Below are 26,192 nucleotides of genomic sequence, written 5' to 3' on the forward strand. Positions count from 1 at the left end.
GACGCGGCGTGTCGAGCGGCCGCTCCGCAGCAAGGCACTCTGCCAAGAGACGGAGCGGCAGCTCTGCCCCACGCACCGGTCGCTGGGACGACGCCTGCCTGCCGCGCACCCGTCTCACCCTGCGGACTCTACCGTCTCGCGCCGTGGACGGTGGGGATCCGCACGCTGGGCGGGCCTGAGCCGCAGAGCCGTTGCAAGCCCTTGAAACCATGAGTCTCTCGGGGTCCGCCAGCCAGTGGACCGGCGGGTGCAATGCGCGCCGGTCGCTTCGACTGATCGCACCGAGAGACCCGATGCCAAGCCGCCAAGAAGGATGGAAGTGGATGCGCCACGCGATGCTCGCGTGGGTACTCGTCGTCACCCTGCTCCCCGGAGCCAGCCCCGCCAGTGGGGACATCGTGGTGATGCAGCACGATGGGCCCGCCTATGGCGTCGTGGAAGGCTCCGACACCTGGCTCCTGGCCCGGCAGCATGTGGCGCAGCGGTTCTACGAGACGCACGGTGACGCGTACGACTTCCTGGTGGTGCTGCCGACGTTCAATGCCACGCTGAGCAAGGACGCCGACGGCCAGCACGTGGCGGTGCGCAACGAGGTCCGCGGCCTCGGCAAGCCGCTCTCTTCCGAGGGCGGTGTCCCGTTCGGCAGCCCAGCGCGCCTCAAGGGCTACATCGACATGAAGGCCCTGATGTCCGGCGTGCCCGCGTCCACCCAATGGGGAGCGATCGTGCTCGCCCACGAGGTTGCCCACCAGTGGTCGGGACAGGTGGGCTTCAAGGAGACGCCGTCCGGCCCTCGCAGCGAGGCGCTGCTCGGCAAGGACTCGGCGCACTGGAGCTTCTTCCTCGACTCGGAGGCCTCAGTGCTCTACGGCTCGAGCTGGGAGGCCCGAGGCCCGGGGAGCTTCGAGTCCGTTGAGCAGAGGCGGCGCTACTCGGCGCTGGACCTCTACCTGATGGGCTTCCTGAGTCCGCAGGAGGTGGGGCCGCTGACCCTGCTCGCCCCTACGCCCCAGGAGCCCTCCTCCACCTCGGCGGAGAATCTGCCCCCGCCGGATGGCACCCGAATCTCCGCCACCTCTCGGGTGCTGGGCATCCAGAACATCATCCATGCCGAGGGCCCACGGCTGCCGGACAGCGCGAGCTCGCAGAAGCACTTCCGGGCGGCCTTCATCCTCCTGACAGTTCCGGGAGAGTCCGCGACGCCCGCGCAGCTCGCCTACGCCGAGTCACTCCGGCACGCCTTCGAGAATCACTTCTTCTTCCTCACACGGGGGCGCGGTGTCTTCGAGACGGATCTCGTGGAGCTGCCCCCAGGTCCCGTGACGGACTCGCCGGGCGTGGAGCTCGGCCTCTCGTACCTGCTGGCCCGCCAGAGTCCCGCAGGCCACTGGGGGACGACGCCCGAGGCCTCTCTGCGCGAGACGCAACAGGCCCTGGAGGCGCTGCGCCTGTTCCTCTCCAGCGAGGGGGCCTCCTCCTCACTTCAGCGCGCCCAGGACTCCCTGCAGACCCGCGAGCCCATGGACGTGGATGGACTCGCGCGCTTGTCGCTCGCGACCCAGGGTACGAGCGCGGCAGCGCTGGCCCGGCTCCGCGCGTGGCTTCAGCCCTCGGGGAGTGTGGGACTGTCCCCCGGCTACCGCTCGACCCTGCTCGACACGGCCCTGGTCGGACTCGCGCTGACCTTGCCGCCTGCGGCGCCTGATGCGACTCCCGCGGTGACTGGCTTTCTCCTCGAGCACCAGAACCTCGACGGCGGGTGGCCTGCGCTGCCGGGAGGCCCGAGCCGGTTCGAGCCCACAGCCCTCGTCCTGGAGTACCTGGCCCGAGTGCCTCGCACGCCGGCGATCACCGAGGCGGCGACCCGGGCGTTCACGTACTTCCGCGACCACCGTGATTCGAGAGGCCTCTTCGTGGATGCGGGCTCGCGCGCCGGAGCGACCGGGTGGGCAATCACGTCGCTTGCCACGTGGCGGCAGCTCACGGCCGCGGAGGCCTTGAGCTCCCAGGAGGCGCTGCTGAGCCGGCAGCGCCAGGATGGGAGCTGGGAGGGATCGGTGGTGGACACGGCGATGGCGCTGCGTGCGCTGCGCATCGTGCTCACACCCAACCTGGCAGTGTCCCCGGTGGACATCCAGCTCTCCGCCACACAGGTGACGGCGGGAGAGACGGTCCTCGCGACGGTGCGGGTCTCGAATACGGGCTACGCCGAGGCCCGAGACGTCCTGGTCCAGGGCTTCGATTCCTCCGGCAGGCCGCTGGGAACTGGGGCCCGGCTGGAGTCCATCGCGGCGGGTGAGACCCTCCCGGTGCTGCTGTCCCTCGATACCCGGAATGCTGGCGGTTCGAGCCAGGCCTTCCTCGTGGTGGATCCGGAGGGTGCGATCGATGAGGGGCAGGAGTCCGACAATCGGGCTGCCGTTCCCCTCCTGATCTCCGCCGCGCCGACCGCGCCCGACCTGTTCGTCCAGGCCGGTGGCATCTCTGTCACCCCTCCAGCCATCGATCGGCTGCCTGCGCAGGTGGTGGTGTCCGCGCGCGTAGGCAACCTGGGCAAGACGGGTGCCCCTCCGGTGGATCTCGTCGTCCGCATGGGGACGCAGGTGCTGGCCACCTCGCAGCTGACGCTGGGTGCGCAGTCGAGCCAGGTGGCGACCTGGACAGTTCAGCTCACCACCGTGCAGGCCGCTGGAGTCCTCACCGTGGAGGTGGACCCGGGCGACACAGTGCAGGAGCCGGTCGAGACCAACAACTCGCGGACGGTGCAGCTCAGGCTGAGCCCTGGGGTCGACCTGCGCGTCACGGCGCTGACGGCTCCTGGGATGGTGGATCAGGGGAATGACCTCACCTTCCAGTACGCGCTGACCAACGGTGGCACCCTTGAAGCAATGTCGTCTGGCAGGCTGGAGATCCTCTCCGGGAGCGGAGCCACGATTGCGTCGCTTCCCCTCGCCTCGCAGCTCCTGAATGCGGGAGGCACCGCCACGGGCCAGCTCGTGTGGCGCGCGAACACCGCGGGTCCGCTGCGTGCCGTGCTGAGGACGCAGCATCCGGACGATCTGGACCCGAGCAATGACACGGCCACGGCGACGTTCGAGGTGCAGCCCTCGTCACTGCCCAATCTCCTGGTCGTGGAGGACAGCCTGTCCATCACTCCCGAACCACCGCAGGAGACTCAGCCCGCGACCGTGGGTGTCACGGTCCGCAACAGCGGTCAGAGCGAGGCGCAGGGCTTCACGGTCGAGCTCTACCTTGGGGAGCCCCAAGCCGGTGGGACACTGGTCCACCGCGAGCAGGTCGCGGCTCTGGCCCCAGGGGCCACGCTCCACATCACGGGAGCGGTGACGCTGCCCCAGGATGCGCCGAAGAGCCTCCACGTCGTCCTGGACGGCGAGCAAGCCCTCTCGGAGTTCGATGAGGCGGACAATTGGTCCTTCATCCCCCTCTTGCCGGTCCCCATCGCGGATCTGGTCGTCTCCGCCGCGGATATCCGGCCGGATCCGGCCTTCCCGCGCGAGAATACCTCCGTCCCGGTGACGGTGTCCGTGCTGAACGCGGGAGGCCAGCGCGCGGAGCTCATTCCGGTGGAGCTGCGGCGTGTGCTCTCCAGCGGGAGCGAGGAGCCTATCGGCCAGGCCGTGATCCCTGCCATCGAACCGGGGCAGCGCGGCGAGGTCGTCATCTCCTGGAGCACCCAGGATCTTCGGGGGCCCCAGAAGCTGGTGGTGCTCGTCGACCCAGGGCAGACATTGCCCGAGCAGCGCACGACCAACAACCGGGCCGAGCGGCAGGTGTCGGTCCAGGACGCGGCGCTCGCGCTCTCGGAGCCGTACTTCTCTCCCAATGGGGACGGCATCCGGGATGTGACCGAGCTCTCCTACCGCCTCGGGGCGGAGGCGTCCGTGGAGGCCCGCATCGAGGACGAGCAGGGAAAGACGGTCCGGATCCTCACGGCGCCCGCAGCCGTGGCGGCGAGCCTCTCGTGGGATGGCCGCTCCGCCGAGGGGCGTCTGGTCCCGGACGGTGCATACCGCATCCACGCGAGGACGCTGGCTCCCGCCCCGGAGAGGCTCCTGGGGACCTTGACCGCCGTGGTGGACACCAACCGCACGCCGCTGGACAGCTCCTCCCCTTCGTCACTCGAGGTGGAGGGGTTCGAGGCGACAGCTTCCGCGGTCGATAACCACGGTCACGCTGCGGCCATGCCAGACGAGAACGGTGTGGTGTTCTACGGCGAGGAGCCTGGAAGCGGCCGGTGCGGTCTGTACCACCAGCCCTTCGGTGGCGCGCAAGCGCGGCGACTCACGCCGGAGGATTGGCCGTGTAGCGCCGCTGCCGAGGACTCAGGCGGGCTGGCGATCAGCCCGGACGCAAGCCGGATCGCCTTCCACGGAAACAGGACGTGCCCCCCGGATGGACGTTGGTGCATCACCTTGGAGATCCTGTCGACCGCGGATCGCAGCCTCCTGACTGTCGCCACGGATGAGGCCTCTCAGGGTCGATTCATCCAGTACCCGGTGGCTCCGGTGTTCAGCAGGGATGGCTCTCGCGTCTACTTCGTCACGGAGGACCAGTCCTCGAACGCATTCGCCCTCGAAGAGGTGCGTGTCGATGGGACCCAGCGGCGGACTCTGGCGCGTAGCAGCTCTGCGCCTGTCGAGCTCAGCCTGTCTCCCGAAGGGGAGCGCCTGGCTGTCGTCGACGAGCAGGGAGCGCTCTTCTTCATCAGCCTGTCCGATGGCACCCGCCAGGACTTCCTCCCGGCCCAGACGATCTCCGAGGGCCTCTATCCAGGGTGGGAGGTCCGCACCCAGCCCCGCATGAACCTCCGCCATGGCTGGATGGCTTCCAGCGAGGCGCTCGTCTACGCAAGCCCAGGGATGCTGGAGTTCATCTCTGGCGAGTTCGAGGAGACTTTCCTTCCCATCGCTCCCAGCCTTGAGCGCAAGGAACTGCAGACGGGAGCGGTCCAGAAGCTCTTCGTCGGGCCGAGCCACTCCCTCGATTTCAACGCGAGCGTGGCCGCGGTCGGCGTCAGTCCCATCACGGGAAGCGCCGTCTTCCGCTACCAGCCGCTGTTGAGCACGAGTCCCCAGCTCTGGACTGTCTCGGCCGCTGGTACCGCACGCATGCTCCTGCCCTACGACGTTCAAGGGCTGCGCTGGTCCACTGGCGGGAGCTTCCTGTTCGGCTTCGCGGACGCTGGGGTGTCCACCGGGACGCAGCTCAGCGCGGTGACCACGAGGGACAACCTCTTCGTGCGGCTGATGTCGACCCGGACGCCAGGCTCCGCGAGTGTGGCGTTCCGGGGAGCGGCAGCGGATCTGAACTTCGACGCGTGGCAGCTCGGCATGCGCGCCTATGGCTCATCGGGGCCCTTCGTGGCAGTGGCCACCTCCACCACGCCCGTGCAGAACGGGCTGCTGACGGAGTGGATTCCGCCTGGGCCCGGCATGTATGAGGCACAACTGCTCGCGAGAGATCGCGCTGGCAACGTCCGGACCCAGGCGGTGGCCTTCGGCTACAGCCTGAGCCCCGCAGTGGCCAACGTGTCGCGCTCCCCGGACCTCTTCTCCCCCAATGGAGACGGTGTCCTCGACATGACCGAGCTCCGCTACACCCTCACGCGGGCCACGATCGCGGACCTCCAGATCCTCGATGCGCGCAACCAGGTCGTGCTGCAGCAAGCCCTGCCGCATGCGGTGGCCGGGAACTTCACCCTGAGCTGGGATGGGCGCGACGGCCAGGGCCAGCGCGTCCCGGACGGCGAGTACACCCTGAGCATCGATGGGACCCGCCTCTCGGTGGTCGTCGATACCACGCCTCCGGTCGCGCAGCTCACCCTCGCGGAGACAGGAGAGTCGGGCCTCCCCGCACCCTTCCTGTTCCTGGATGTCCAGCCTCAGGACCTCGGCTCGGGCCAGACGACGAATCTCGTGCGGATCGTCGCCGCGGGAACCACCCGGAAGATCCGGGATGCGCACCTGAAGGAATGGGCGCTCGAGGTCTCCTCGCCTCAAGATCCTTTGGTGAGCCGTCCTGTCCTCATGGGCACCGAGCCCGTCGAGGACGATCGCCCCATACCCATCGCGATCGAGCTGCTGCGCGGCTCCTTCCGGCTCCGGGTCAAGGACCGGGCCGGCAATCAGGCACTCTCTCCTCCGCTGCGGCTGGATGACCGGCTGTTCGTCACGCTCGAGGGCCGGTCGGATTCGATCCACCAGCACTGGATGCTGCCCGGACAGCTCATGCCCCGGCTGGCATCGTTCACCAACGCCCAGGCGACCCCCGCTGGAGTTGCCAGTGTTCCTCGCATCGCCGATGGGAAGTACGCCTTCGGCCTCAACACCACCGGCGGCACTCCCCTGACGTCCTTCTCGGTTGCGTACCGCTCGAGCGCGGGGTCGTGGATCATCGACTCCCAGAACGTGACGGCGCTGGGAGAGGCCATGCTCCTCTGGGATGCGAGCTCGGCAGGGGCCGTCACCGAGCTCGAGCTCCGGGCCTGGGACGCTGAAGGCAAGCCCTTCAAGGCTCCTGTCGCCATCACGAGCACGGGCTCCGGTGATGGACATGTCCCGCACCGGCTGGCGTGCGTGAAGACGCGCGAGGGCGAGGCCATTGTGCTCTCCGCCTTCGTGGGTGACGTCAACACCCAGCCCGAGGACCTCGCCCCAGGGGCTCGCTGGTCCTTCACCCGGGAGGACACCCATGCGGTGACAACTGTCCCCGCGGAGCTTGAGTTCCTTGCTACGACTGGGGGCCTCGAGGTCTCGCAGACGCTCTCGACCTCTTTCCTGCCTGGGTGCCACTACACCGTCCAGTTCGTGGGGACCCACCGGAACGGACTCCCCCTCTTGTCAACGCGAGAGGCCGTCAATCTCTGCAAGGCTCAGGTCAGCGTGAGTCGAGGCGGCATCTCCCTCTCGGAGTCCTTCCGCCAGGCCATTCGCTCCGCTGAGGTGTTCGTGAGCGCCCTCCATCAAGAGCGCGTCATCGCCCGCTTTGGACCCTTCGAGGGCACCTCTCCGCTCCACCCGATCGATCGCTCCCTGTTCTCGGACGCTCCGCTTCACACCCTCAAGGCCCGGACGCGGCTTGCGGATGGGACGCTCGTCGTCACCCCGCACAATCTGGATCCCAGCAACCCGGACCTGCTGGATCCCGACTGCAATGACGAGGTCGAGTTCCGGCCTTCTCAGGGCGCCCTGCAGCTCTCGCGCCTCGTCCGGGACGCGGACGCGCCCCTGTGCGGGATCCACACTCCGGTCTACACCGCCCAGCTCACGGGTCATGGGGGCGAGGGACGGAGTCTCCAGCAGCTGCATGTGGAGGTCGTCTCCGCCAGTGGGGAGGTCCTCTCTCAGCCCGTGGTCTCAGGAGTAGCGACAGGCGACACGGGGGTGAACGCTTCAGTCCACATCACCGCCCAGTCCCTGCCGGAGGGCGCTCACTGGCTCCGCGCCTCGGCGACCTGGTCCGATGGGTCGATCTCGAGTCCCCCAGGACAGCCTTTCTTCATCGATCGGACTCCTGCGCACACCGTCATGACGCGCCCAGGCCCCACGGGGAAGCTCTGTCCCGAGAGCCGCCGCGGCTCCAATGGCGTGATCGAGCAGTACCTGGTCGTGGAGGGCGCCGTCTCCGATCGCCACCTGGAGTCTTATGAGCTGGCGCTTCGTGGGCCGGGCGGTGAGCCCCAGCCCGTGTTCCGAGAGGAGTTCAACCCCGCGCTGCCGAGCTCGGTCCAGGGTGTGCTCGGGACGGTCAATCTCACCCAGCAGGGCAGCAGCCTCGAGCTGGTCCTCAGCGCGCGAGACGTGAGCGGCTCCTCCTGGTGCGCTACTCCCGTCCCCGTGCAGGTGGCGACGCCACCGGCCCTCGAGGCTCTCTCGCTGTCTCCCGCGCTCTTCTCTCCGGACGCGGATGGCCACTCCGACACCACGGACGTCCTCTTCTCCGTGGACCAGGAAGTGTCCGCGACCCTCACGGTTCAGGCGGGAGCACAGACCCACACGATCTTCCAGGGCCCGGTGCCCCAGGGGAACGTGGCGCTGCCCTGGAATGGGCTCCTGGCGGGAGGCGCTCATCTGGCGGATGGCTCCTACCCGCTGCGAGTGCGCGTGATGGGTGCGTGCGACATGACGGCTGAGGCGTCCACCCTGGTCCGGCTGGACACGAGGGCGCCGGTTGCGCGGATTGACTTCCCCGGTGAGGGACAGGCGCTGGCCTCCTCCTTCAGCGTCACCGGCGAGGCGACGGACGAGAACCTCATCCGCTACGAGCTGTCTCTCGGCGAAGGGGCTTCCCCCTCGCAGTACACCTCCCTTCTCTCGGCGCCTGCTTCCACCTCGGGTGTTCTCGGGACGGTGCCCCTCGCGAGCCTGCCGCCGGGCGAGTACACGCTGCGGCTCGTGGTGGAGGACCGGGTGGGTCACACGCAGCAGGTGCTGCGCCGGTTCCAGCACCAGCCATCGGCGCTGCTGCAGGCCGCCGTCATCGTGCCTGGCCTGATCTCCCCTGATGGAGATGGGACGTCGGACACGGCCACCCTCCATGTCACGCTGGCCGCGCCCGCGACCGTGAGCGCGACCCTCCTTAATGGCTCTGGACAGCCCTGGCGTGTGCTGGTGGAGCCCTCCTCGCTGCCTGCCCAGACGAGCCAGTCGCCGATCACCGGCACCGGGCTCGCGGGCCTCCCGGACGGCGTCTACTCCGTGCGCGTCTCGGCGGACTCTGGCGCTGTGACAGAGGCGGCCCTCGTGTCGCTGGAGATCGACCTGAGCATCCCTCACGTCCTGCTGAGCTCGCCCGTCGCTGGTGGCAGTCGGGGGGCAGAGCTCTCGGTAGAGGGGGCTGTCGAGGACAACCACCTCGAGAGCTGGACCCTCACTCACGTGGCGCCCGGTGAGAGTGGCGAAGGACGGCTGATCGCAAGCGGGAATACATCCACCTCGGGGCTCCTCGCCGTGCAGAGCGGACTCGCCGAGGGAACACACCAGCTCGTGCTCATGGCTCGCGACCGGGCGGGGCACTCTCGAGAGCAAGCCGTGTCCTTCACCGTGGACGCGACCCCGCCCGTCGTCTCGTTCCTCTCGCCGGCGGCTGGGGCGGTGCTTTCCGGCGCTGCAGGTCCCCTGGAGCTCCGGGGCCACGCCGAGGATCTCCATCTGCGCTCGGTGCGCCTGGAGGCCACCACGGTCCACGGAACCGAGACGCTCTTCTCGGGCGTAAGCCTGCCCTCCGATGGGCTGCTCCACCGCTGGCCCGTGGGCTATGACGCCGATGGCCCGGTCGAGCTGCTCCTGGTGGCGGAAGATGACGCGGGGAACACGGCCGAGAGCCTCATCTCCCTGGTGCTCGATAGCACGCCGCCCGTGGCCTCCCTGACCGAGCCTCGCGGCGCTACCCATGGCGAAGGCCTTGTCTTCCGTGGCACTGCCACCGATGCGCACCTCTCCACGTGGGAGCTGGAGCTCGGCCGCGGCACCCCTGACGCCCCTGCTGAGCTCCAGCGAGTCGCCAGCGGCTCGCAGCCCGTCTCCTCGGGGGTGCTGACGACCCTCGCCTCCGTGGGGGATGGTGCCTACGTCGCTCGCCTCCGGATCCGCGACTCCGCGGGTAACGAGTCCCTGGACGACGCTGCGTTCACCATCGATTCCAGCGCGCCCCTGCCCACGCCCGCCCTGTCCGCCAGCGTGGAGCGGCCCAACACCGTCGCGCTCACCTGGCAGCCGAGCCCTTCGAGCGATGTCACGGCGTACGAGGTTCACCGGGCCCCCCATGCAGGCTCCGCTGTCCTCATTGCGACTCTCGACGGGGAGGCCCGCTCCTATCTGGATGCTGGGCTCCCGGACGGCCGCTTCCGCTACTCCCTCGTGGCACGTGACGCTGCCCGGAACGCGAGCCATCCCTCCTCCGAGGCCCTGGCAGAGATCGATGCGACGCCCCCAAGGGTGCTGTGGCTCGCTCCGACGCCCGATGAGGCGGTGCATGGAACGGTCGAGCTCCAAGGCACCGCGTACAGCCCGAGCGACTTCCGGGAGTACCGTGTGTCGATCGGCGCGGGCCCTGCGCCCACTGCCTTCACACTCTTGGAGCGCTCCCTGCTCCCTGTGAGCGCCGGGCGCCTCAGTGAGCTGGACGTGCTCCCACTGCCTCAGGGTTCGGCCCATACTCTGCGCCTGGAAGCCGAGGATCTGGCCGGAAACGTGAGCGAGTCCCGCGTCACGTTCACCGTCGACAACCTGCCGCCGACGGCTCCGGTACTCGACAGCGCGACGGTTACTGGGGCGAACATCGCTCTCCAGTGGCACGGGACCGCGGAGGAGGACGTGCTGGGCTATGTGCCCTTCCGCGATGGCGCGCCGCTCGGCACTCCGAGCAACCAGAGCCCTCGGGACCTGAGGCCTTACGCGCTCCCGCCCACGAGCCGGAGCTACACGGACACGGGTGTCCCGGATGGACGGCACTCGTACCACCTGGTGGCCATTGATCGCGCTGGCAATCTCAGCGTGCCCTCGAACACCCGCGAGGCCGTCGTCGAGACACGAGCCCCTGTGGCGCGTCTGACGGAGCCTCGCACGCTCGATCGGTTGCGCCACGACACGTGGCTCACGGCCCAGGGTGACGACCAGGACATCACCTCGGTCCGCTTCGAGGGGCGCGGTGGTCCGGGTGCACCTTTCTCTGCGGTGGGTGCTCCGGCGACGCACGTTCCCTTTACGTCGCTCCTCCCCTTCTCTCAGTTCAGCGGCAAGGTCATCGAGCTGCGTGCCATCGCTCAGGACAGCTCGAACAAGGTCGATCCCGCTCCTGCTTCGATCCATGTGCTGAAGGAGGCGATTCCATCCCCGCCCTCGGTGACCGCGCTCGTCGATGGCAACCAGGTCGAGCTCTCGTGGACGGATGCCAATCCGGCGGGTCTGTTGACGGGCTTCGAGCTGTCCGAGGCCGGAGAGCTCCTGACGCTGGCGCCTGATCGGTGGCCCGGCACGGCTACTGCCACGTCGACTGCCTCGGGTTCGCCGGCCTACGCCTATGACAGTGCCGGCCGCTCGACGGCCTGGAGCCCCGGGCCCGGGTTGCCGCAGGCCTGGACGCTCACGCTGAACCAGCCCGTCCTTCTGAAGTCACTGACGCTGCGGACGGGCCCCTCTTCCCATGTCCGGCTGGAGGCCCGAGTCGCGGGTTCCTGGGTGGTGCTCGCTCCCCATGTCCAGACTCAACCCTTCTCGTATCTGACGCATCCTCTAGGCTCGCCCGTCGAGGTCGAAGCCCTTCGGGTGACGTTCCTCCCCTCAGCTCCGGGCACCCCCTCCTTGTCCGATGTGCAGCTGGAAGTTGTGCCGCTCGAGCACCAGGCCTCCACCCTGCTCAGCTTCGTCACCCCTGGCCAGCACACGTACCGGCTGCGTTCGATGGGCTTCGGCGGAACTCCTTCCGAAGCAGCAGAGGTCTCCGTCAGCATCTACGCCCCGCAGCTCGAAGCCGCGGTGGCCGAGACGCCGGAAAGCACCGTTGGGCTGCAGGGCCATGGAGTACCTCCGTCCGCTCAGGTCGAGCTCTTCCATGAGGAGGGAGTGATCGCCACCACCACGGCGGACGCACAGGGACACTTCGGGTTCACCGCGCCCCTGGTAGCTGGGCTGAACACCTTCCAGGCTCTCGCGACGGACGGAGCGGGCAACCGCAGCCTTCCTTCCGAGCCCGTGACGGTGGTGAACGCCCCGGCCCCGACCGCCGCTCTCACGCTGACGCTCGGCGGAGTGGAGGGCTCGGACGTCTCGCTCTCCCTCTCGGTGGGCGGAGACTCCACGGATGTGGCCGGGTATGTGCTCGTCCGCCAGGGCCACGAGGGAACGGTGGAGCTGCCGCCTTCCTCCGCCGGCACGCGTAGCTTCAACGATCGAGGCCTCCGCAATGGCACGTACACGTATCGAGCCCATGCGTTCAACGCGAGCGGCTTCCGCGGGCCTGCCTCGAATGATGTCACCGTGGCGGTGGAGATCACCCCTCCAGCCTCCCCCGTGGATGTCGCGGTTGAGCCGCTCCCCTCGGGAGGAGCCCTCGAGGTGAGCTGGGCTCCGGGGGATGCTCGTACCGTGGCGTATCGCGTGGAGCGCGCCCTCGGCGCTGACGGTCCCTTCGTGGTTCTGGCCGGCTCCGAGCGTGTCATCACAACGCGGCTCGTCGACCTGCCTTTGAGCGAGGACTCCTTGTACCGCTACCGGATCCTCGCCCTCGATGCGCTCGGGAACATCAGCACTCCGTCGGTGATCGTGGCTGGCATGCCGGTGGACTCGACTCCCCCTGCTCCTCCGCGCTTCGTGCGGCCGACCGTGGCGGGGCAACCTGTGACGGTCTCGAGCCCGACTGTGACCCTTGCCGGCCTCTCCGAGCCTGGAAGTCTCGTCACCCTGCTTCGCAACGGAGTGCCCCATGCCGAGGCTCCCGCTGGCGCTCTCGGGGTCGAGGCCCTCCCGTTGGAGCTGAGCCTCGCGCCCATGGGAGCTGGCTGGTCTTCGGCAGAGGGTCTGCGCGTGGCGTATGTCGTGCAAGACAGCGCGACCGGGGCCAAGGCCCTGGCCGTCGAGTCCCGCTCCGGTGAGCTGCTGGGGACCTTCAGCAGTCCGTCGTTCTCCTCCATCCAGGAGGCGGTCTTCTCGCCTGACGGGCGGCACGTGGCCATCCAAGTGCTCCTGGCGTCGACCTTCCAGTCCGCGGTGTACATCGCGGATCTCGACACGGGCGAGCTGCGGCGGCCCGCCAGTGCTCCTCAGGGCAGTGAGGCCTCCGCCACCTGGTCCTCGAACTCCCGCGAGCTTGCCTATGAGGTCACTCGCTCCAGCGTGCCGACCTCCATCGCCGTGGTGGACACCGCGACAGGGAGCACCCGGTGGCTGACCGGCGCGGCCAGTGCTCCGCTCATGGCACCTCGGTATGCGCCGGATGGAAGCTCGCTCTTTGCCCTCACGCGCAGCGGCGCAACGACACGGCTCCTTCGGATGGATCCTGTCTCCGGCAGCTCTACCCCGCTGTTCGAGGCCGCTTCCATCGAGCGGGACTATGCGGTCACTCGCGATGCGGGCCGTCTCGCGCTCGTCGCCACGTATGAGGGGAAAAGGGACGTGTATACCGTCTCCGTCTCTACGGGCGCGGCGGTTCGGCTCACCCACGGAGCAGAGCCTGAGAGCCTGCCGGCCTTCTCCTGGGACGGGCGGCGTCTCGCCTTCGCCAGTGGCGGCACGCTCGTCCTCCACGAGGATGGCCGGGAGCGGAGGTTCAGTGGTTTCTCGGGACTCCGGCTGGCCTGGAGCCAGATGGGTGAGCTGTTGGCCTCGCGTCCCCTCGGCCTTGCAAGTCTGGAGTGGGGGGCTCGCTTCGAGTTCACGGGCGTGCGCCTGGAGCCTGGGAGCACCGTGTTCTCCGCGACCGCCACGGATGCGGCCCAGCGCACGGGCTCCCCCGCGGCTCCGATCCAGATCACGCTGGACGCCACCACCCTGCCGGACCTCGTCGCGGAGGTGCAGCTCCGCCCCGAGGTTCCCCGAATGGGCCACCCGTTCGACGCCTTCGTGACCGTGCGGAACCAGGGCGGCGGCACGGCGCCTGCCACGACTCTCTCCGTGGCGGTGCTCTCTCAAGATGGGCAGTCCATCACCCCGAGGCCGATCTCCCTGCCGGTACTCCCCGCGGGTGGGGTGACCACGGCGATCGTTCCCCTCTCGCATCCGGAGCTGCATGGCCCGCAGATCCTGGAGGTCATCGCCGATCCCGAGCAGCGGGTGGATGATCCGGTGCGTGACAACAACCGGGTGCGCTACCCGTTCTCCCTGGCGCCCGACGACCAGCCCGTGGTGGCCGTCTCCGTGTCGCCTCCATCCGTCAACGCGAGCGGAGAGAGCCTGGCCACCCTCACCGTGGCGAACCCGGGCGTCGTGAGGACCGTCGACGTGGAGGTGCAGCTCGTCACTCCGGACGGAGAGCCTGTCTTCCAGGTGGGCGCGGTCGAGCACCTCGCTCCCCTGGAGGCCGGCAGGAGCAGGACCTTCACGCGCACCGTGAGCGTCGGCCAGACGCTGGCGGGGGCGTACGTGGTGAAGGCGGTGGTCCGTGAGGGCACCGAGATCCTCTCCGAGGCAGGCGCGCCGCTCACCATCAACGCGGATCGCACCACCCACCTGCGGCTCGCCACGTCTCGTGCGAGCTACTTCCCGGGCGAGGTCATCGCGCTGACAGCCACGGTGCGCAACGACTCCACGAACAGCTTCCTGGAGGGTGCGAGCTACCTCCTCACCGTGACAGGCCCCACGGGGCAATCGGTGCTGGAGACGCCTACCGCGCTGCCTCTGCTGGTCCAAGGCGCCCACTACTCGGCGCGCACGGAGCTGTCCTCCCTGGGGCTCTCGCCAGGGCAGTATGAGGCACAAGGCAGCATCCAGCTCGGCTCGCGGCAGCTCGCGATGGTCACGACGCACTTCTCCATTGAGGGCCGTCCGCTGATCGCGGGCGCCATCTCGGTCCTTGGCCAGGGCTCGCCTCCCGTGGTCCGGGCCGGGCACGCGCTGATGGTCGACTTCGAGGCAGCCAACCAGGGCACGGCTCCTGAGCCGAGCCTCGCGCTCCGAATCGCCCTCATGGACGTGGACACGATGCAGACCGTGGCGTCGCACGCGCTCCCGGTCCAGGCGCTCGAGGTGGGGGGCTCCATCAGCGGTCAGCACGAGTTCTCCACGGTGGGCCTGCCGCTGAAGGGCTACGCCGCCTACCTCCTCGCGGAGAAGCCGGATGGAACGGTCCAGGTCCTCTCCTCCGCGAGCTTCCAGCTCGTGGACGGCCAGGGTCCTGTGATCGAACCCCTCAACTTCTCGGAGGGCATGTTCCTCCGGAGCCTGTCGCCTGGGGTCCGTGCCGTCGATACTGAGTCCGGGGTTGCCAGCGTCCATGCGACGTCTACCGGTGAGCCGGGGAGCATGGACATGGACCGCGCGTCCGGCACTGCCTTCGATGGCTTGTGGAGCACCCAGCTCAGCTTCCCGGAGGGTCCCAACACCCTCGTCTTCGTCGCGACGGATCACGCGGGCAACACGGGCCAGCTGAGCGTCACCGTGTTCATCGACTCGGAGCCGCCCCAGGTCAACGTGACGGGGGTCACGGAGGGCGCACTGTTCAGGAGCGCTCCCGTTCCGGTCGTGGAAGCGATGGACAACCACCTGGCCTCGGTCAGCCTCTTCCTCGATGGCCAGCCGTTCAGCTCGGGGACTCCCATCACCACGGATGGGCAGCACGAGCTCGTGATCCAGGCGACGGACCGAGCAGGAAACCAGACCCTGAAGACCCTGCGCTTCACGGTGGACCTGTCCGCACCTTGGATCTCCATCAGTGGAGTGACCGAGGGGGGGTTCTTCCGCCAGACCGTGACGCCCGCCGTCACCATCCGCGATCGCGACCTGGTGGAGTCCTCCATCACGCTGGACGGTCAGCCCTTCTTCCCGGGGACCGTGGTGACCGCCGAGGGGACCCATGTCCTCCTGGCCCGGGCCACGGATCGTGCAGGCAACCAGACAGAGCGGCAGGTGAGCTTCACGCTCGACCAGACTCCACCGGCCATTGCTGTCACCGGGGTCTCGAACGGGACGCAGTATTCAGACGCCGTCACCCCGGTCATCGCCCTCCAGGATGCCCATCTGGCCACGAGCCAGGTGCGGCTCAACGGGGCGCCCTACGTGTCCGGCACACCCCTCCAGACGAATGGCCAGTACACGCTCACGGTCCGTGCCGAGGATTTCGCGGGCTGGGTCACGGAGAGGACGGTGCAGTTCTCCATCGAGACCGTGCAGGTGGTCGTCTCCCACGACACCTCCGCGCCCTTCGCTCGGGTGCTGGCCCTCGTCCGCGCAGGCACCTGTGTTGCCTCCGCCTCAGAGGTGCTGCGGGTCGGGAGCTTCCTCGAGACCCACCTGGGGGGCTCCTCGAAGTTCCTTCAGGTGATGACGGAGGAGGAGGCCTTCCTGGAGACCCTCCGCTCTGGGGTGGCGAACGTGGTCGTCTTCGTCAGCCTCAGCAGCACGGGAGCTGAGTGCAGTGAGAACTTCTGGCCGACAGAGCCCTCTCCCAGCGACACGCCTGCTGTGAGAGTCCGCAAGGCCTGGTCCCGAGAGCTGACCGAGCAGATCTTCTCCGGGCATACCGGGCTCGTGGTCATCCGTCCGCGCCCGGAGGAGCTGCCTTCGCTGTACGACGCGCTCGGTACCGACTTCCGGGGAACGACATCGCACAGCATGGTGCAGTTCCCGGCTTCTCTGCTGACCCCTGAGGCGTTCTACTTGAGCAGCCCCGTGGGAGGATCCATCCTCAAGGTGTATCCCGGTCAGACCGTGGCCCTCTACTCCGAGAGCAACGCCACCGCCGCGGGAGCACTGAACACCTGGGGTTACGGCCGTACTGTCACCCTGGCCATCGACCTCTCGAGTGCGCTCCCCGCCACCCAGGCTGGCAACGCCCTCGTGTCGTCCGTGCGCTATGTCGAGCCGCCGCCGCCTCAGCCGGCTCCGCTGGGAGTGGCCGCCATCGAGCTGATGATGACGAGCCAGCGGCAGCCGCTGGTCGTGCACGCACAGGAGACCCTGCCCCCCGCGCTCCAGGCACTCTGGACCCATCAGGGCGGCTCCATCCTTCCGGGAGGCCATGGGATTGACTGGAGCGAGCTGGAACTGGAGCACTCCGTGCAGCTGGGCGCACGCTTCGTCCTCCGGCTGCCTGAGACTCCGGGCAGCCATACCAGCACGGCTTCGCTGACCTCGGCTCAAGGCACGCCTCAGCTCCTCGGCACCTGGCAGTGGGACATCACGCAGCCTCTGACACCTGCGGAGCTGGCCACGAGAGTCAAGGCGGCCATCGGGGAACTCGGGGATCCAGGTCAGGCCCACGGGATCGTGACCCTCCTGGACGGGGTCGAGGCTCGCCCGATTGCTCAGCGGGGCGACATCGAGGCCAACATCACGGACCTCCTCGCCGCAGCCGACATGACCCGGGCGCTGAGCGGAGGTTCCGCCCCTGTCCGCAAGGCCTTGGGTGATCTCCTCCGGTACTGGGAAGCGCGGTGGTTCGTGTACTGAGCCCCAAGCCGCTCCTGGGCGCGCCAGTGCCCAGGGGCTCCGAGTCCCTCCGGACCTACATCGGACAGCGCCACCGGACTCTCCGCTTCTTGGAAATTGGCGCTCCGGCCCTCTCCACGTCCAGCATGGGTCTGGGAGGACCCGATGCTTCACATCCTCCTCCCGGAGTGCTTTTGTCATCCATGAAACATGTCTCGTCCGGGAGAGTCATTGCCGTGAAGCCTCAGGTGCTCATCGTGGAGAACACTCGGACGATGCGCGAGACGCTGCGCCTGCTGCTGGCTGGAGAGTTCGACTGCTCTGTGGCCGAGAGCGGCGAGGCCGGTCTCGCGCGGATGCAAGAGCGGGCACCGGATCTGCTCCTCTCGGACGTGAACATGGATGGGATGGACGGCTACGAGCTGTGCCGCCAGGTGCGCACCGATCCGCAGCTCCAGCACATCCGGATCGCCTTCCTGAGCGGCTACCCGCCACGGCTCGCGGAGCCGCCGCTCGCCCAGCCGGACATCTACCTGATGAAGCCTGCCAAGCCGTCCGAGCTCATCGCCCAGCTCCACGCCCTGCTCCGCCAGCGTCCTGCGCTGGACACGTCCTCGCTCCAGCTCGGCTCCGAGGGCTGACGCGCCCGGTCACTCCGGCTGTCACGCAGGGAAACGGGCCCGGCTTCCTCCCCCCACCTCGGGGACAAAGGGCTATGCTCCGCGCCCCTTCGTCCCGAGCCCGAGGTTCCGCGTGATCAACGCCATTGCCCGCGTTCCCCCTCCCCAGAACGAGCCCATCCTCCCCTACACCCCCGGCGCACCCGAGCGCACCGCGCTACAGGCCACGCTCCAGCGCATGGCCTCCGAGCGCATCGAGATCCCCGTCGTCATCGGCGGCAAGCACCTGCGCACCGGCAAGAAGGACGAGGTGCGGATGCCCCACAAGCACTCGCACGTGCTGGCCACGCTGCACGAGGCGGACGCCAGCCATGTGGAGCAGGCCATCCAGAACGCGCTCTCGGTGAAGGAGGAGTGGAGCCGGATGCCGTTCGTCGAGCGCGCCGCCATCTTCCTGCGCGCCGCGGAGCTGCTGGCCACCCGCTACCGCCCCCTCATCAATGCCTCCACCATGCTGGGCCAGTCGAAGACGGTGCACCAGGCGGAGATCGACGCGGCGTGCGAGGCCATCGACTTCCTGCGCTTCAACGTCCACTTCGCCGAGCGGCTCCTGTCCGAGCAGCCTCTGAGCGCGCCGCAGACGTGGAACCTGCTGGACTACCGGCCGCTGGACGGGTTCGTGTTCGCGGTGGCGCCGTTCAACTTCACCTCCATCACGCTCAACCTGTGCACCGCGCCGGCCCTCATGGGCAACGTGGTGCTGCTCAAGCCAGCCTCCACCTCGGCGTACAGCGCCTGGTACATCATGGAGCTGCTGCGGGAGGCGGGCCTGCCGGACGGCGTCGTCAACTTCCTGCCGGGGGATGGGCCCACCATCGGCAACCCGGCGCTGACGAGCCCTCACCTGGGCGGTGTCCACTTCACGGGCTCCACGCCCACCTTCCAGGGCATGTGGCGCACCGTGGGGGAGAACATCCAGCGCTACAAGCAATACCCACGGCTGGTGGGCGAGACGGGCGGCAAGGACTTCGTCTTCGCCCACGCCTCGGCGGCGGACGATCTGGATGCGCTGGCCACGGCCATTGTGCGCGGCGGCTTCGAGTACCAGGGGCAGAAGTGCTCGGCGGCCTCGCGCGTCTACGTGCCCGAGTCGCTGTGGCCCAAGCTCAAGCCGCGCCTGCAGGAGTTCATCGCCGAGCTGCGCATGGGGGACGTGACGGACTTCCGCAACTTCATGGGCGCCGTCATCGACGAGAAGTCTTTCAAGAAGGTGTCCTCGTACATCGAGCTGGCGAAGCAGGGGGGCGCGGAGGCCACCCTCATCGCGGGTGGGGACACGGACCGGAGCGAGGGGTGGTTCGTGAAGCCCACGCTGGTGCAGCTCACCAACCCGCGCCACCGCATCATGCAGGAGGAGATCTTCGCGCCGCTGGTGGGGCTCCACGTGTACCCGGACGCGCGCTACGAGGAGACGCTGCGCGAGTGCGATCAGGCCGCCACCTACGCGCTGACGGGGGCCGTGTTCGCCCGGGATCGCAAGGCCATCTCCACGGCGTCGCGCGAGCTGCGCCACGCGGCGGGCAACTTCTACATCAACGACAAGCCCACGGGGGCCGTGGTGGGGCAGCAGCCGTTCGGCGGCTCGCGGGCCTCGGGCACCAACGACAAGGCGGGCTCCATGCTCAACCTCATCCGGTGGACCAGCCCGCGCACCATCAAGGAGAACTTCGCCCCGCCTACCCGCGTGCCATACCCCTTCATGCAGGGCTGAGCGCACCATGCCGTTTCAGGGGCTGGGAGGGCTGGAGACCTACGCGCTCGTGGATGGGGAGGTTCGCGTGGAGGTCATCCCCAGCCGCGGCGCGCTCGTCACGCGCATGAGCGTGGGCGGGGACGAGCTGCTCTACCTGGATGAGAGCACGGTGGTGGATCCCTCCAAGAACGTGCGGGGGGGCATCCCGGTGCTCTTTCCCACCGCCGGCAAGCTGCCCGGGGACACGTACCCCGTGGGGCGGCAGGCGTACTCGATGCCGCAGCACGGCTTTGCCCGGCGGCTGCCGTGGACGGTGCGGCAGGTGGAGAAGGATCTGCTGGTGGTGGGGCTGACGTCTTCGGAGGAGACGCTGCGCTCGTTCCCCTGGCGCTTCGACGCCCAGCTCACGTTCTCGCTGGAGGGTCCGCAGCTGACGATCGACTTCGACGTGGAGAACCAGGACACGCGTCCCCTGCCGGTGCACCTGGGCTTTCACCCCTACTTCTTCGTGCCGCAGGCCTCCAAGGCTGCGGCCAGCGTCGCGACGGACGCCACGCGTGCCTGGGACAACCGCCAGGGCCAGGGCAAGGTGGTCCCCTTCACCGGGCTGGATCTCACCGCGCCCGAGGTGGACCTGCACCTGCTCGACCACTCCGAGGCGGGCACCACGCTGCACCGAGGACCGGGGCGCCGGCCGGTGAAGCTCTCCTGGAGCCTCGAGTTTCAACGGCTCATCGTCTGGACGCTGCAAGGGCGCGACTTCGTCTGCGTGGAGCCCTGGACGGCCTCTGCCGGAGCCCTGGCCACGGGAGAGGGGCTGATCGCCGTGGCTCCGGGTGAGCGCTTCTCGCTCATCTTCGAGATCGAGGCCTGAGCACGGTCTGGACCGAGCGTCACACCTTCGGATGCTGGAGGTGGAAGCCGGTGGCCTCCTGGTACGCGCGAGCCACCGCCAACAGCTTCGCCTCGCCGTAGAGCCGTCCCAGGAACGTCACGCTCACCGGCGTCCCGTTCTCTCGGAAGCCGTTGGGCACAATGACTGCTGGGTGCCCCGTGAGGTTCGTCAGCAGCACCTGGGGATCGTCCGAGGGCGCGACGATGACGTCCACGTCCGCGAACGTCTTCGCCATCCCCTCCATGGCCAGCAGACGCGCCCGGTTCGCGTTGATGTAGTCCACCGCCGGCATGAGCTGGGCCACGCGGAAGTAGTTGGGCCAGTCGTTCTCCCCCTGCTGGGTGAGGAGCTTGTCCCGGCCGCTGTGCGTCAGCGAGTCGAACGCCGCCGCGGCCTCCGCCGTCAGCAGGTGCACCATCGCGTCCTGCTTCACGTTCGGCAGCGCCACCGGCACGAGCTTCACCCCGAGCACCTTCAGCTTCTCCAGCGCCGCGGCGTTGAAGGCCTTGTCCCGCTCATCGCGCTCGAAGTCCGCCTTCAGGTAGCCCACGCGAATGCTCCCAAGGGGCGTGCCCGCATCCCAATTGAAGGGCACGTCGCGCACCGTGCGATCCTTCCCATCCGGCCCCTGGATCGCCGCGAGCACCAGCGCCGTGTCCTCCACCGTGCGCGCCATGGGCCCCAGCTTGTCCATCGTCCATGAGAGCGTCATCGCTCCCGTGCGCGGCACCCGGCCAAAGGTGGGGCGCAGGCCCGTCACCCCACACCGTGTCGCAGGAGAGGAGATCGAGCCGTAGGTCTCCGAGCCCAGCGCGAACGGCACACACCCCGCCGCCACGGCTGCCCCAGAGCCCGCGGACGAGCCGCGCGAGCCCATCTCTGGATTCCATGGGTTGCGCGTCATGCCGCCGAACCACTTGTCCCCCATGGCCAGAGCCCCCAGCGTGAGCTTCGCCACCAGCACCGCGCCTGCCGCGTCCAGCCGCAGCACCACCGTGGCGTCCTCTTCGAAGCGCTGCTGCTCGAAGCCCCCCGCCCCCCACGTCGTCGGGTAGCCCTTCACCGCCAGCAGGTCCTTCGCTCCCCAGGGAATGCCGTGCAGGAAGCCGCGGTACTTCCCCGCCGCGATCTCCCGATCCGCCTCCTTCGCCTGGGCGAGCGCCCGCTCCTTCGTGAGGGTGATGACGCAGTGGAGCTTCGCGTCCAGCCGCTCCAGCCGCGCAAGGCTCAGCTCCGTCAACGCCAACGAGGACACCTTCCGCGTCCGCACCAGCTCCGCCAGGTCTCTCACCGAGGTGAAGGCCAGCGCCTCCAGGTCCTGCCCCACACGCGGCGGCCTCGCGGCACTCACCTTCATGGGACGCTTCGCGGTGTCCCACTCCGTCACCCCCGGGAGCACCGGATCGAAGGAGAATGCAGGCGCGACCGAGTTCGGCAGCTCCATCGCGCGGATCTCCTGTGCGCCCGCGAGCTGCTCGTTGAACGTCTTCAGCATCAGCTTGCGCTGGGCCTCGTCCAGCTCGAGCCCCGCCACCTTGCAGGCCGAGGCGAGCAGCTCCGGAGTGACGGAGGGCGTGTTCTGCCCCATGGCCCAGAGGACTCCGGGCAGCAGCGTCGACGTCAAACCCAGCGAGGAACAGACGGAGAGGAACCGGCGGCGATCGGTGAGGAGGGACATGGCGTCGGGTGTGAACTCCCTGAGAGGAGTGCACGGTACAGCACCTCGCCCCGTCTCCCCAGCCACCTCACGCGGCCTCTCCCGAGGGGTACCTCGCGGACTCCCAGGTGAGCATCGCCCGCTTGCGCGCCAGGCCCCACCGGTACTCGCCAAACGCTCCTGTCTTCCGGATGACGCGGTGGCATGGAATCAGGAGCGCGATGGGGTTGTCCCCCACCGCGGAGCCCACGGCCCGCGTGGCGCGCGGCATCTGAAGCGAGCGGGCGATGTCCTCGTAGGTGGCGACCGCTCCTGGGGGAATGCGCAGCAGCGCCTCCCACACCTTGAGCTGGAAGTTCGTCCCCTTCACGAAGAGGCTGAGCGACTGGAGCGTCCGCGACTTCCGCGCAGGGAAGATGCGCTCGGCATAGGGCCGGGTGGCCTCGGGCGCCTCCACCAACGTCGCGTGTGGCCACTCCGCTCGAAGCTCTCTCACTGCCTCGGACGGGGAGGTCCCCATCAGGAACCGCAGGGCGCAGATGCCGCGCTCGCAGACGGCAAGCAGGTGGTCTCCGAAGGGAGAGGCGTGCACGCTGTACGGGATCGTCAACCCCGCCCCGCCCTGCTTGAACTCACCTGGCGTCATCGCCGTCAGGGTGACGAAGAGATCATGCAGGCGCCCGCCGCTGGAGAGCCCCGCGTCATAGGTCACATCGAGCGTGCTGCGGCGCTCGGCGAGGAGCTGCTTGGCATGCTCCAGGGTCTGGAACTGGAGGAACCGCTTGGGGCTGATCCCCGCCCAGCGCGTGAACAAGCGCTGGAAGTGGTAGGGGCTGAGCCCCACATGCGCGGCAACCTCCGCGAGGCGGGGCTGCTCCTGCGCGTGCGCGTCGAGGTAGAGGATGGCGCGCTCGATCCGGGCGTAGTCGCTGGTGGCCATGGTTCACGGGCTCCGAGGAGGATGCCCTATCAGTAGAGACCTCACTGCCAACGGACAACCCGGTTCTTGCGCCTGACAGGCCCGTTCGCGGAAGGAAGCCGCCAGGGGAATCCGGGGCTCTCAGCTGTGTCCGACGATTCGGAGCCCCCCGGCCGACGCGCCTTGGCTGAACCTGTCTGCTTGTCTGACAGGTTTGCCGGGACCGCGGCCGGCCCGGGCGCAGGCCCCCTCCTTCCACCCAGTGCCGACTGACTACCTCGCTGACCCCGCCGCCTGCGCTTGCCGCTCCCACTCCGCGGGCAGCCCGATGGCCAGGAACACATCGAGCCGCAGCCCGGGATACGCTGCCATCACCCTCGACTGGATGCGCTCGAGCGCCTCGTCGGTCGGCTTCCCCTGCGGCTTCTCCGCGGCCACCTCGGTGATGACGCGCTCCAGGTACGCGCGCTCCATGTCCAGCAGCCCCGCGTTCCCCGAGGGCCCTCGGCCTGGGTGCACCCACTTGGGCTTGAGCGCCTTCATCTCGTCGATGCGCTGGAGCCACTGGTCCGTCTTGCCGATCTCCAGCCAGCTGTGCGCGTTGTTCGCGATCATGTCTCCCGGAAACAGGTGCCCCTCGTACTCGACGACCACATGGGCCTCGCTGCAGCCCGCGCCCATCACGTGGGCCTTCACCGTCACGCCCCCTGCGCTCAGCTCCGTGGTGGCCGAGCCGAAGCTGTCCGGCAGCGGCACCTCCGTGGGGTAGTCCGGCTTGTAGCGATCGTAGAACTTCCGGGTCCGGCTCTGATGGACGCTGGGAATAAGCTCGCGCACCTGCTCGCTCGTCACCACCCGGATGCCACGCTTGCGCAGCACGTCCGTCCCATTGAACTTGTCCGGGTTGGGGTGCAGCACGATGGCCAGCAGCGCCTTCTTCCCCGTCACCTGCTCCGCCCAGCTCACGAACTCCTCGGCGGCCGAGGGCAGGAACTGCGTGTCGATGAGGATCAACCCCTCGGGGCCCTCGATCCAGTACGACGAGGTGCTGAACCCCCACGGAGAGGACACGTACGTTCCTACCCGCGAGTCCTCGTGGGAGGTGAGCGTCACCCGCGCGCCCGCGGGCCGCTGGGAGGCACAGCCCGCGACGAGCGCGAGCAACAGGACGAGAGCACTGCGAGGCATGGTGAGATCTCCTGATCGGCCGCCCTTCTTATGCGCACCGGCCGCCAGCGGACAACTCACAGCTCGCCCAGATCGTGGCGCTCAGTCCGTTCCGGTCGGCCGTGGGAGGGCCGGCAGGGCCGACTCGTTGTCGGACCAGATGGGCGGCTGGGCCTCTCCGGTGAAGGCCCGCAGCCGGCGGTAGTCCGGGTACTCGGCCTGGAGTGTCAGCAGATCTCCCGGCTGGATGAGCTGATCCCCGTTCGGGTGGAGCTTCTCCTGGTCTCCCCGGCGCAGCGCCAGCGCCAGCGCCCCGAAGCGATCCCGCACCTCGGAGATGGTGATGCCCGGCAGCCCCGCGCGCGCCTCGAAGACGGACACCACCATCAGGTGCCCGCCAATCCGGAACGAGTGGACGATGCGCGGATCCAGCGCCGCCAGCGCCATGGCCGGCGCCGCCAGCGAGGAGCTGGACAGCGCCTCCGCCTTGAACGTGTCCCGTACCTTGGCCACCAGGTCGTCATCAAACAGGCGGATGACCACGCGGATGTCCGGCTTGAACCGCCGCGCATCCAGGGCGATGTTCAGGTTGGCCAGATCATCGTCCGTTGCGCAGACGATGGCGGACGCCTCCTTCACGTTCAGGCGCGGCAGGCACTGCGGGCTGCGGATGTCGTCGATGAGCAGCGGCACCTGCTCATCGCGAAGCACGCTGACGAAGGCACCGTCCTCGCGCTTCTCCACCACCACCACGTCCTTGCCCATGGAGAGCAGCTGGTCCACCACCCGGTACCCCACCCGGCCCGCCCCGCACACGATGATGTGCCCCTTCAGGGTCTCGGCAATCACCTCGATCCACTCCTTGTCGCTCTTGTGCTTGGCGAAGAACAGGTAGGCAAAGCGCACCACGCCATCCACCACCAGCGCAATCCCCACCGGGGGAATGAGCAGGTTGAACACCGTGAGCACCCAGTCGTCCGTGCAGTCCAGCGAGGGCTGACCGAACAGCAGGAAGTACACGTGCTCCAGGGCCTTGCCCGCCCGCACCGTCCCCCCGCCTGGCAGCTGGCACCGCAGCTGGTAGATCGGCGGTGCGCCCAGGAACAGCGCCACCGTCAGCAGCAACGTCGTGCGGAAGCGCTTGAAGAGGGCGCGCAGGTAGCGCAGGTTGGCGAGCAGGCGCCGGCGAGGCGGAGCGCGGTGCATCATGGCGTGGGCGAGATGCTCGTGGCGGCTTCACTCCGGGCGCGCCGCCGCTCGATCAGCCACACCGCCAACACCCCGAGCTCGTAGCACAACAGCATCGGACCGGCCATCAACGACAGGTTCACCACATCCCCCGTGGGGGTGATGAGCGCCGCAACGATGAGGCAGACCACGAAGGCATGGCGCTGGTACCGGACGAGCCACTGACTGCGCACCACGCCCACCACACCCAGCAGCGCCATCACCAGCGGCAGCTCGAAGATGACGCCGAAGGCCAGCAGGAGCACCAGCACCAGGGAGAGCTGCTCGCTCATGGTGAGCATGGGCCGCGTCCACCGCAGCGCCTCGTGGTACGCGTGCCCGGCTGCCAGCACCTTCTCCAGCTTCCACATCCCCGCCAGCTCCTCGGTGCGAGTGGGCGCCACGCCCGCCAGCAGGCTGGCCGCCTCATCCATCGCCGCGGCCGATGCCGCGAAGTCCTTTCGGCTGAAGGCCTCGGCCGCCACCACCCGCTTCTCCACCGCCTGCCGCAGCACCAACCGCGAGGACACGCCGAAGCCATCCGCCGCCGCGTCCAGCAGCCGCCCCAGGCCCTCCAGGCGCGCCGCCAGCTCCACGCTCTCCGCGGGCACCACCTCGGGCTGCCCCACGCTCCCAGCGCCCTGCACCTGCATGCCCGCGCTGGCCTCCTTCGCGAGTTGCCAGGCCCGCTCCGCATCCCCCAGCCGCAGGAAGCGCAGCGCGTCCTCCGTCCTCAGCCGGGCCGTCTCCAGCTGGCCCTCCACCACGGCGGTGTCCTCCCGGCTCAGGAGGAAGCGGAACATGGAGGGCAGCACCGCGAAGTAGCAGAACAGCGCGCCCATGATGAACGCCAGC

Annotated in this window: 9 protein-coding genes; 4 read left to right on the top strand and 5 right to left on the bottom strand. The window is 68.7% G+C overall.

Annotated features, from left to right (window positions below; all coding sequences use genetic code 11):
• Window positions 1-323: 323 nt before the first annotated feature.
• The 4 genes from VD972_RS22120 (at window position 324) to VD972_RS22135 (ending at window position 20,346) form a co-directional block, all read left to right on the top strand.
• Window positions 324-17,120 carry a CARDB domain-containing protein gene (locus VD972_RS22120; protein WP_324990104.1) on the top strand — a complete coding sequence of 5,599 codons (16,797 nt, stop codon included), beginning with the start codon at window positions 324-326 and terminating at the stop codon, window positions 17,118-17,120.
• Between the two features lie 215 nt (window positions 17,121-17,335).
• The gene (locus tag VD972_RS22125) at window positions 17,336-17,740 is read left to right on the top strand and encodes a response regulator (protein ID WP_324990105.1); all 405 of its coding nucleotides are present in this window, start codon (window positions 17,336-17,338) and stop codon (window positions 17,738-17,740) included.
• Between the two features lie 112 nt (window positions 17,741-17,852).
• Window positions 17,853-19,490, top strand: coding sequence for an L-glutamate gamma-semialdehyde dehydrogenase (gene pruA, locus VD972_RS22130; RefSeq protein ID WP_324990107.1), 1,638 nt, complete (start codon window positions 17,853-17,855; stop codon window positions 19,488-19,490).
• 7 nt (window positions 19,491-19,497) lie between these two features.
• Window positions 19,498-20,346: an aldose epimerase gene (locus VD972_RS22135; protein ID WP_324990109.1), complete on the top strand. Its 849-nt coding sequence runs from the start codon at window positions 19,498-19,500 to the stop codon at window positions 20,344-20,346.
• A 19-nt stretch (window positions 20,347-20,365) separates the two neighbouring features.
• Here VD972_RS22135 and VD972_RS22140 read toward each other — a convergent pair whose 3' ends face one another.
• The 5 genes from VD972_RS22140 to VD972_RS22160 form a co-directional block, all read right to left on the bottom strand.
• Window positions 20,366-22,045 carry an amidase gene (locus tag VD972_RS22140; protein WP_324990110.1) on the bottom strand — a complete coding sequence of 560 codons (1,680 nt, stop codon included), beginning with the start codon at window positions 22,043-22,045 and terminating at the stop codon, window positions 20,366-20,368.
• Window positions 22,046-22,112: 67 nt separating this feature from the next.
• A complete protein-coding gene (locus tag VD972_RS22145; protein WP_324990112.1) occupies window positions 22,113-22,964 on the bottom strand; it encodes a methylated-DNA--[protein]-cysteine S-methyltransferase in 852 nt (283 codons plus the stop codon).
• Between the two features lie 252 nt (window positions 22,965-23,216).
• Window positions 23,217-24,131: an MBL fold metallo-hydrolase gene (locus VD972_RS22150; protein ID WP_324990113.1), complete on the bottom strand. Its 915-nt coding sequence runs from the start codon at window positions 24,129-24,131 to the stop codon at window positions 23,217-23,219.
• Window positions 24,132-24,212: 81 nt separating this feature from the next.
• Window positions 24,213-25,319: a potassium channel family protein gene (locus tag VD972_RS22155; RefSeq protein WP_324990115.1), complete on the bottom strand. Its 1,107-nt coding sequence runs from the start codon at window positions 25,317-25,319 to the stop codon at window positions 24,213-24,215.
• The coding region (locus VD972_RS22160) for a twin-arginine translocase subunit TatC (protein WP_324990116.1) at window positions 25,316-26,192 on the bottom strand (877 nt) is incomplete at its 5' end. The genes VD972_RS22155 and VD972_RS22160, both read right to left, overlap by 4 nt.

This window comes from Hyalangium sp., assembly GCF_035629615.1.
Taxonomy (GTDB): Bacteria; Myxococcota; Myxococcia; order Myxococcales; family Myxococcaceae; genus Hyalangium.

Coding starts and splice junctions, on each gene's coding strand:
- VD972_RS22120 (WP_324990104.1), top strand. CDS start 324: ATGCGCCACGCGATGCTCGCGTGGGTACTCGTCGTCACCCTGCTCCCC.
- VD972_RS22135 (WP_324990109.1), top strand. CDS start 19,498: ATGCCGTTTCAGGGGCTGGGAGGGCTGGAGACCTACGCGCTCGTGGAT.
- VD972_RS22140 (WP_324990110.1), bottom strand. CDS start 22,045: ATGTCCCTCCTCACCGATCGCCGCCGGTTCCTCTCCGTCTGTTCCTCG.
- VD972_RS22145 (WP_324990112.1), bottom strand. CDS start 22,964: ATGGCCACCAGCGACTACGCCCGGATCGAGCGCGCCATCCTCTACCTC.
- VD972_RS22150 (WP_324990113.1), bottom strand. CDS start 24,131: ATGCCTCGCAGTGCTCTCGTCCTGTTGCTCGCGCTCGTCGCGGGCTGT.
- VD972_RS22155 (WP_324990115.1), bottom strand. CDS start 25,319: ATGATGCACCGCGCTCCGCCTCGCCGGCGCCTGCTCGCCAACCTGCGC.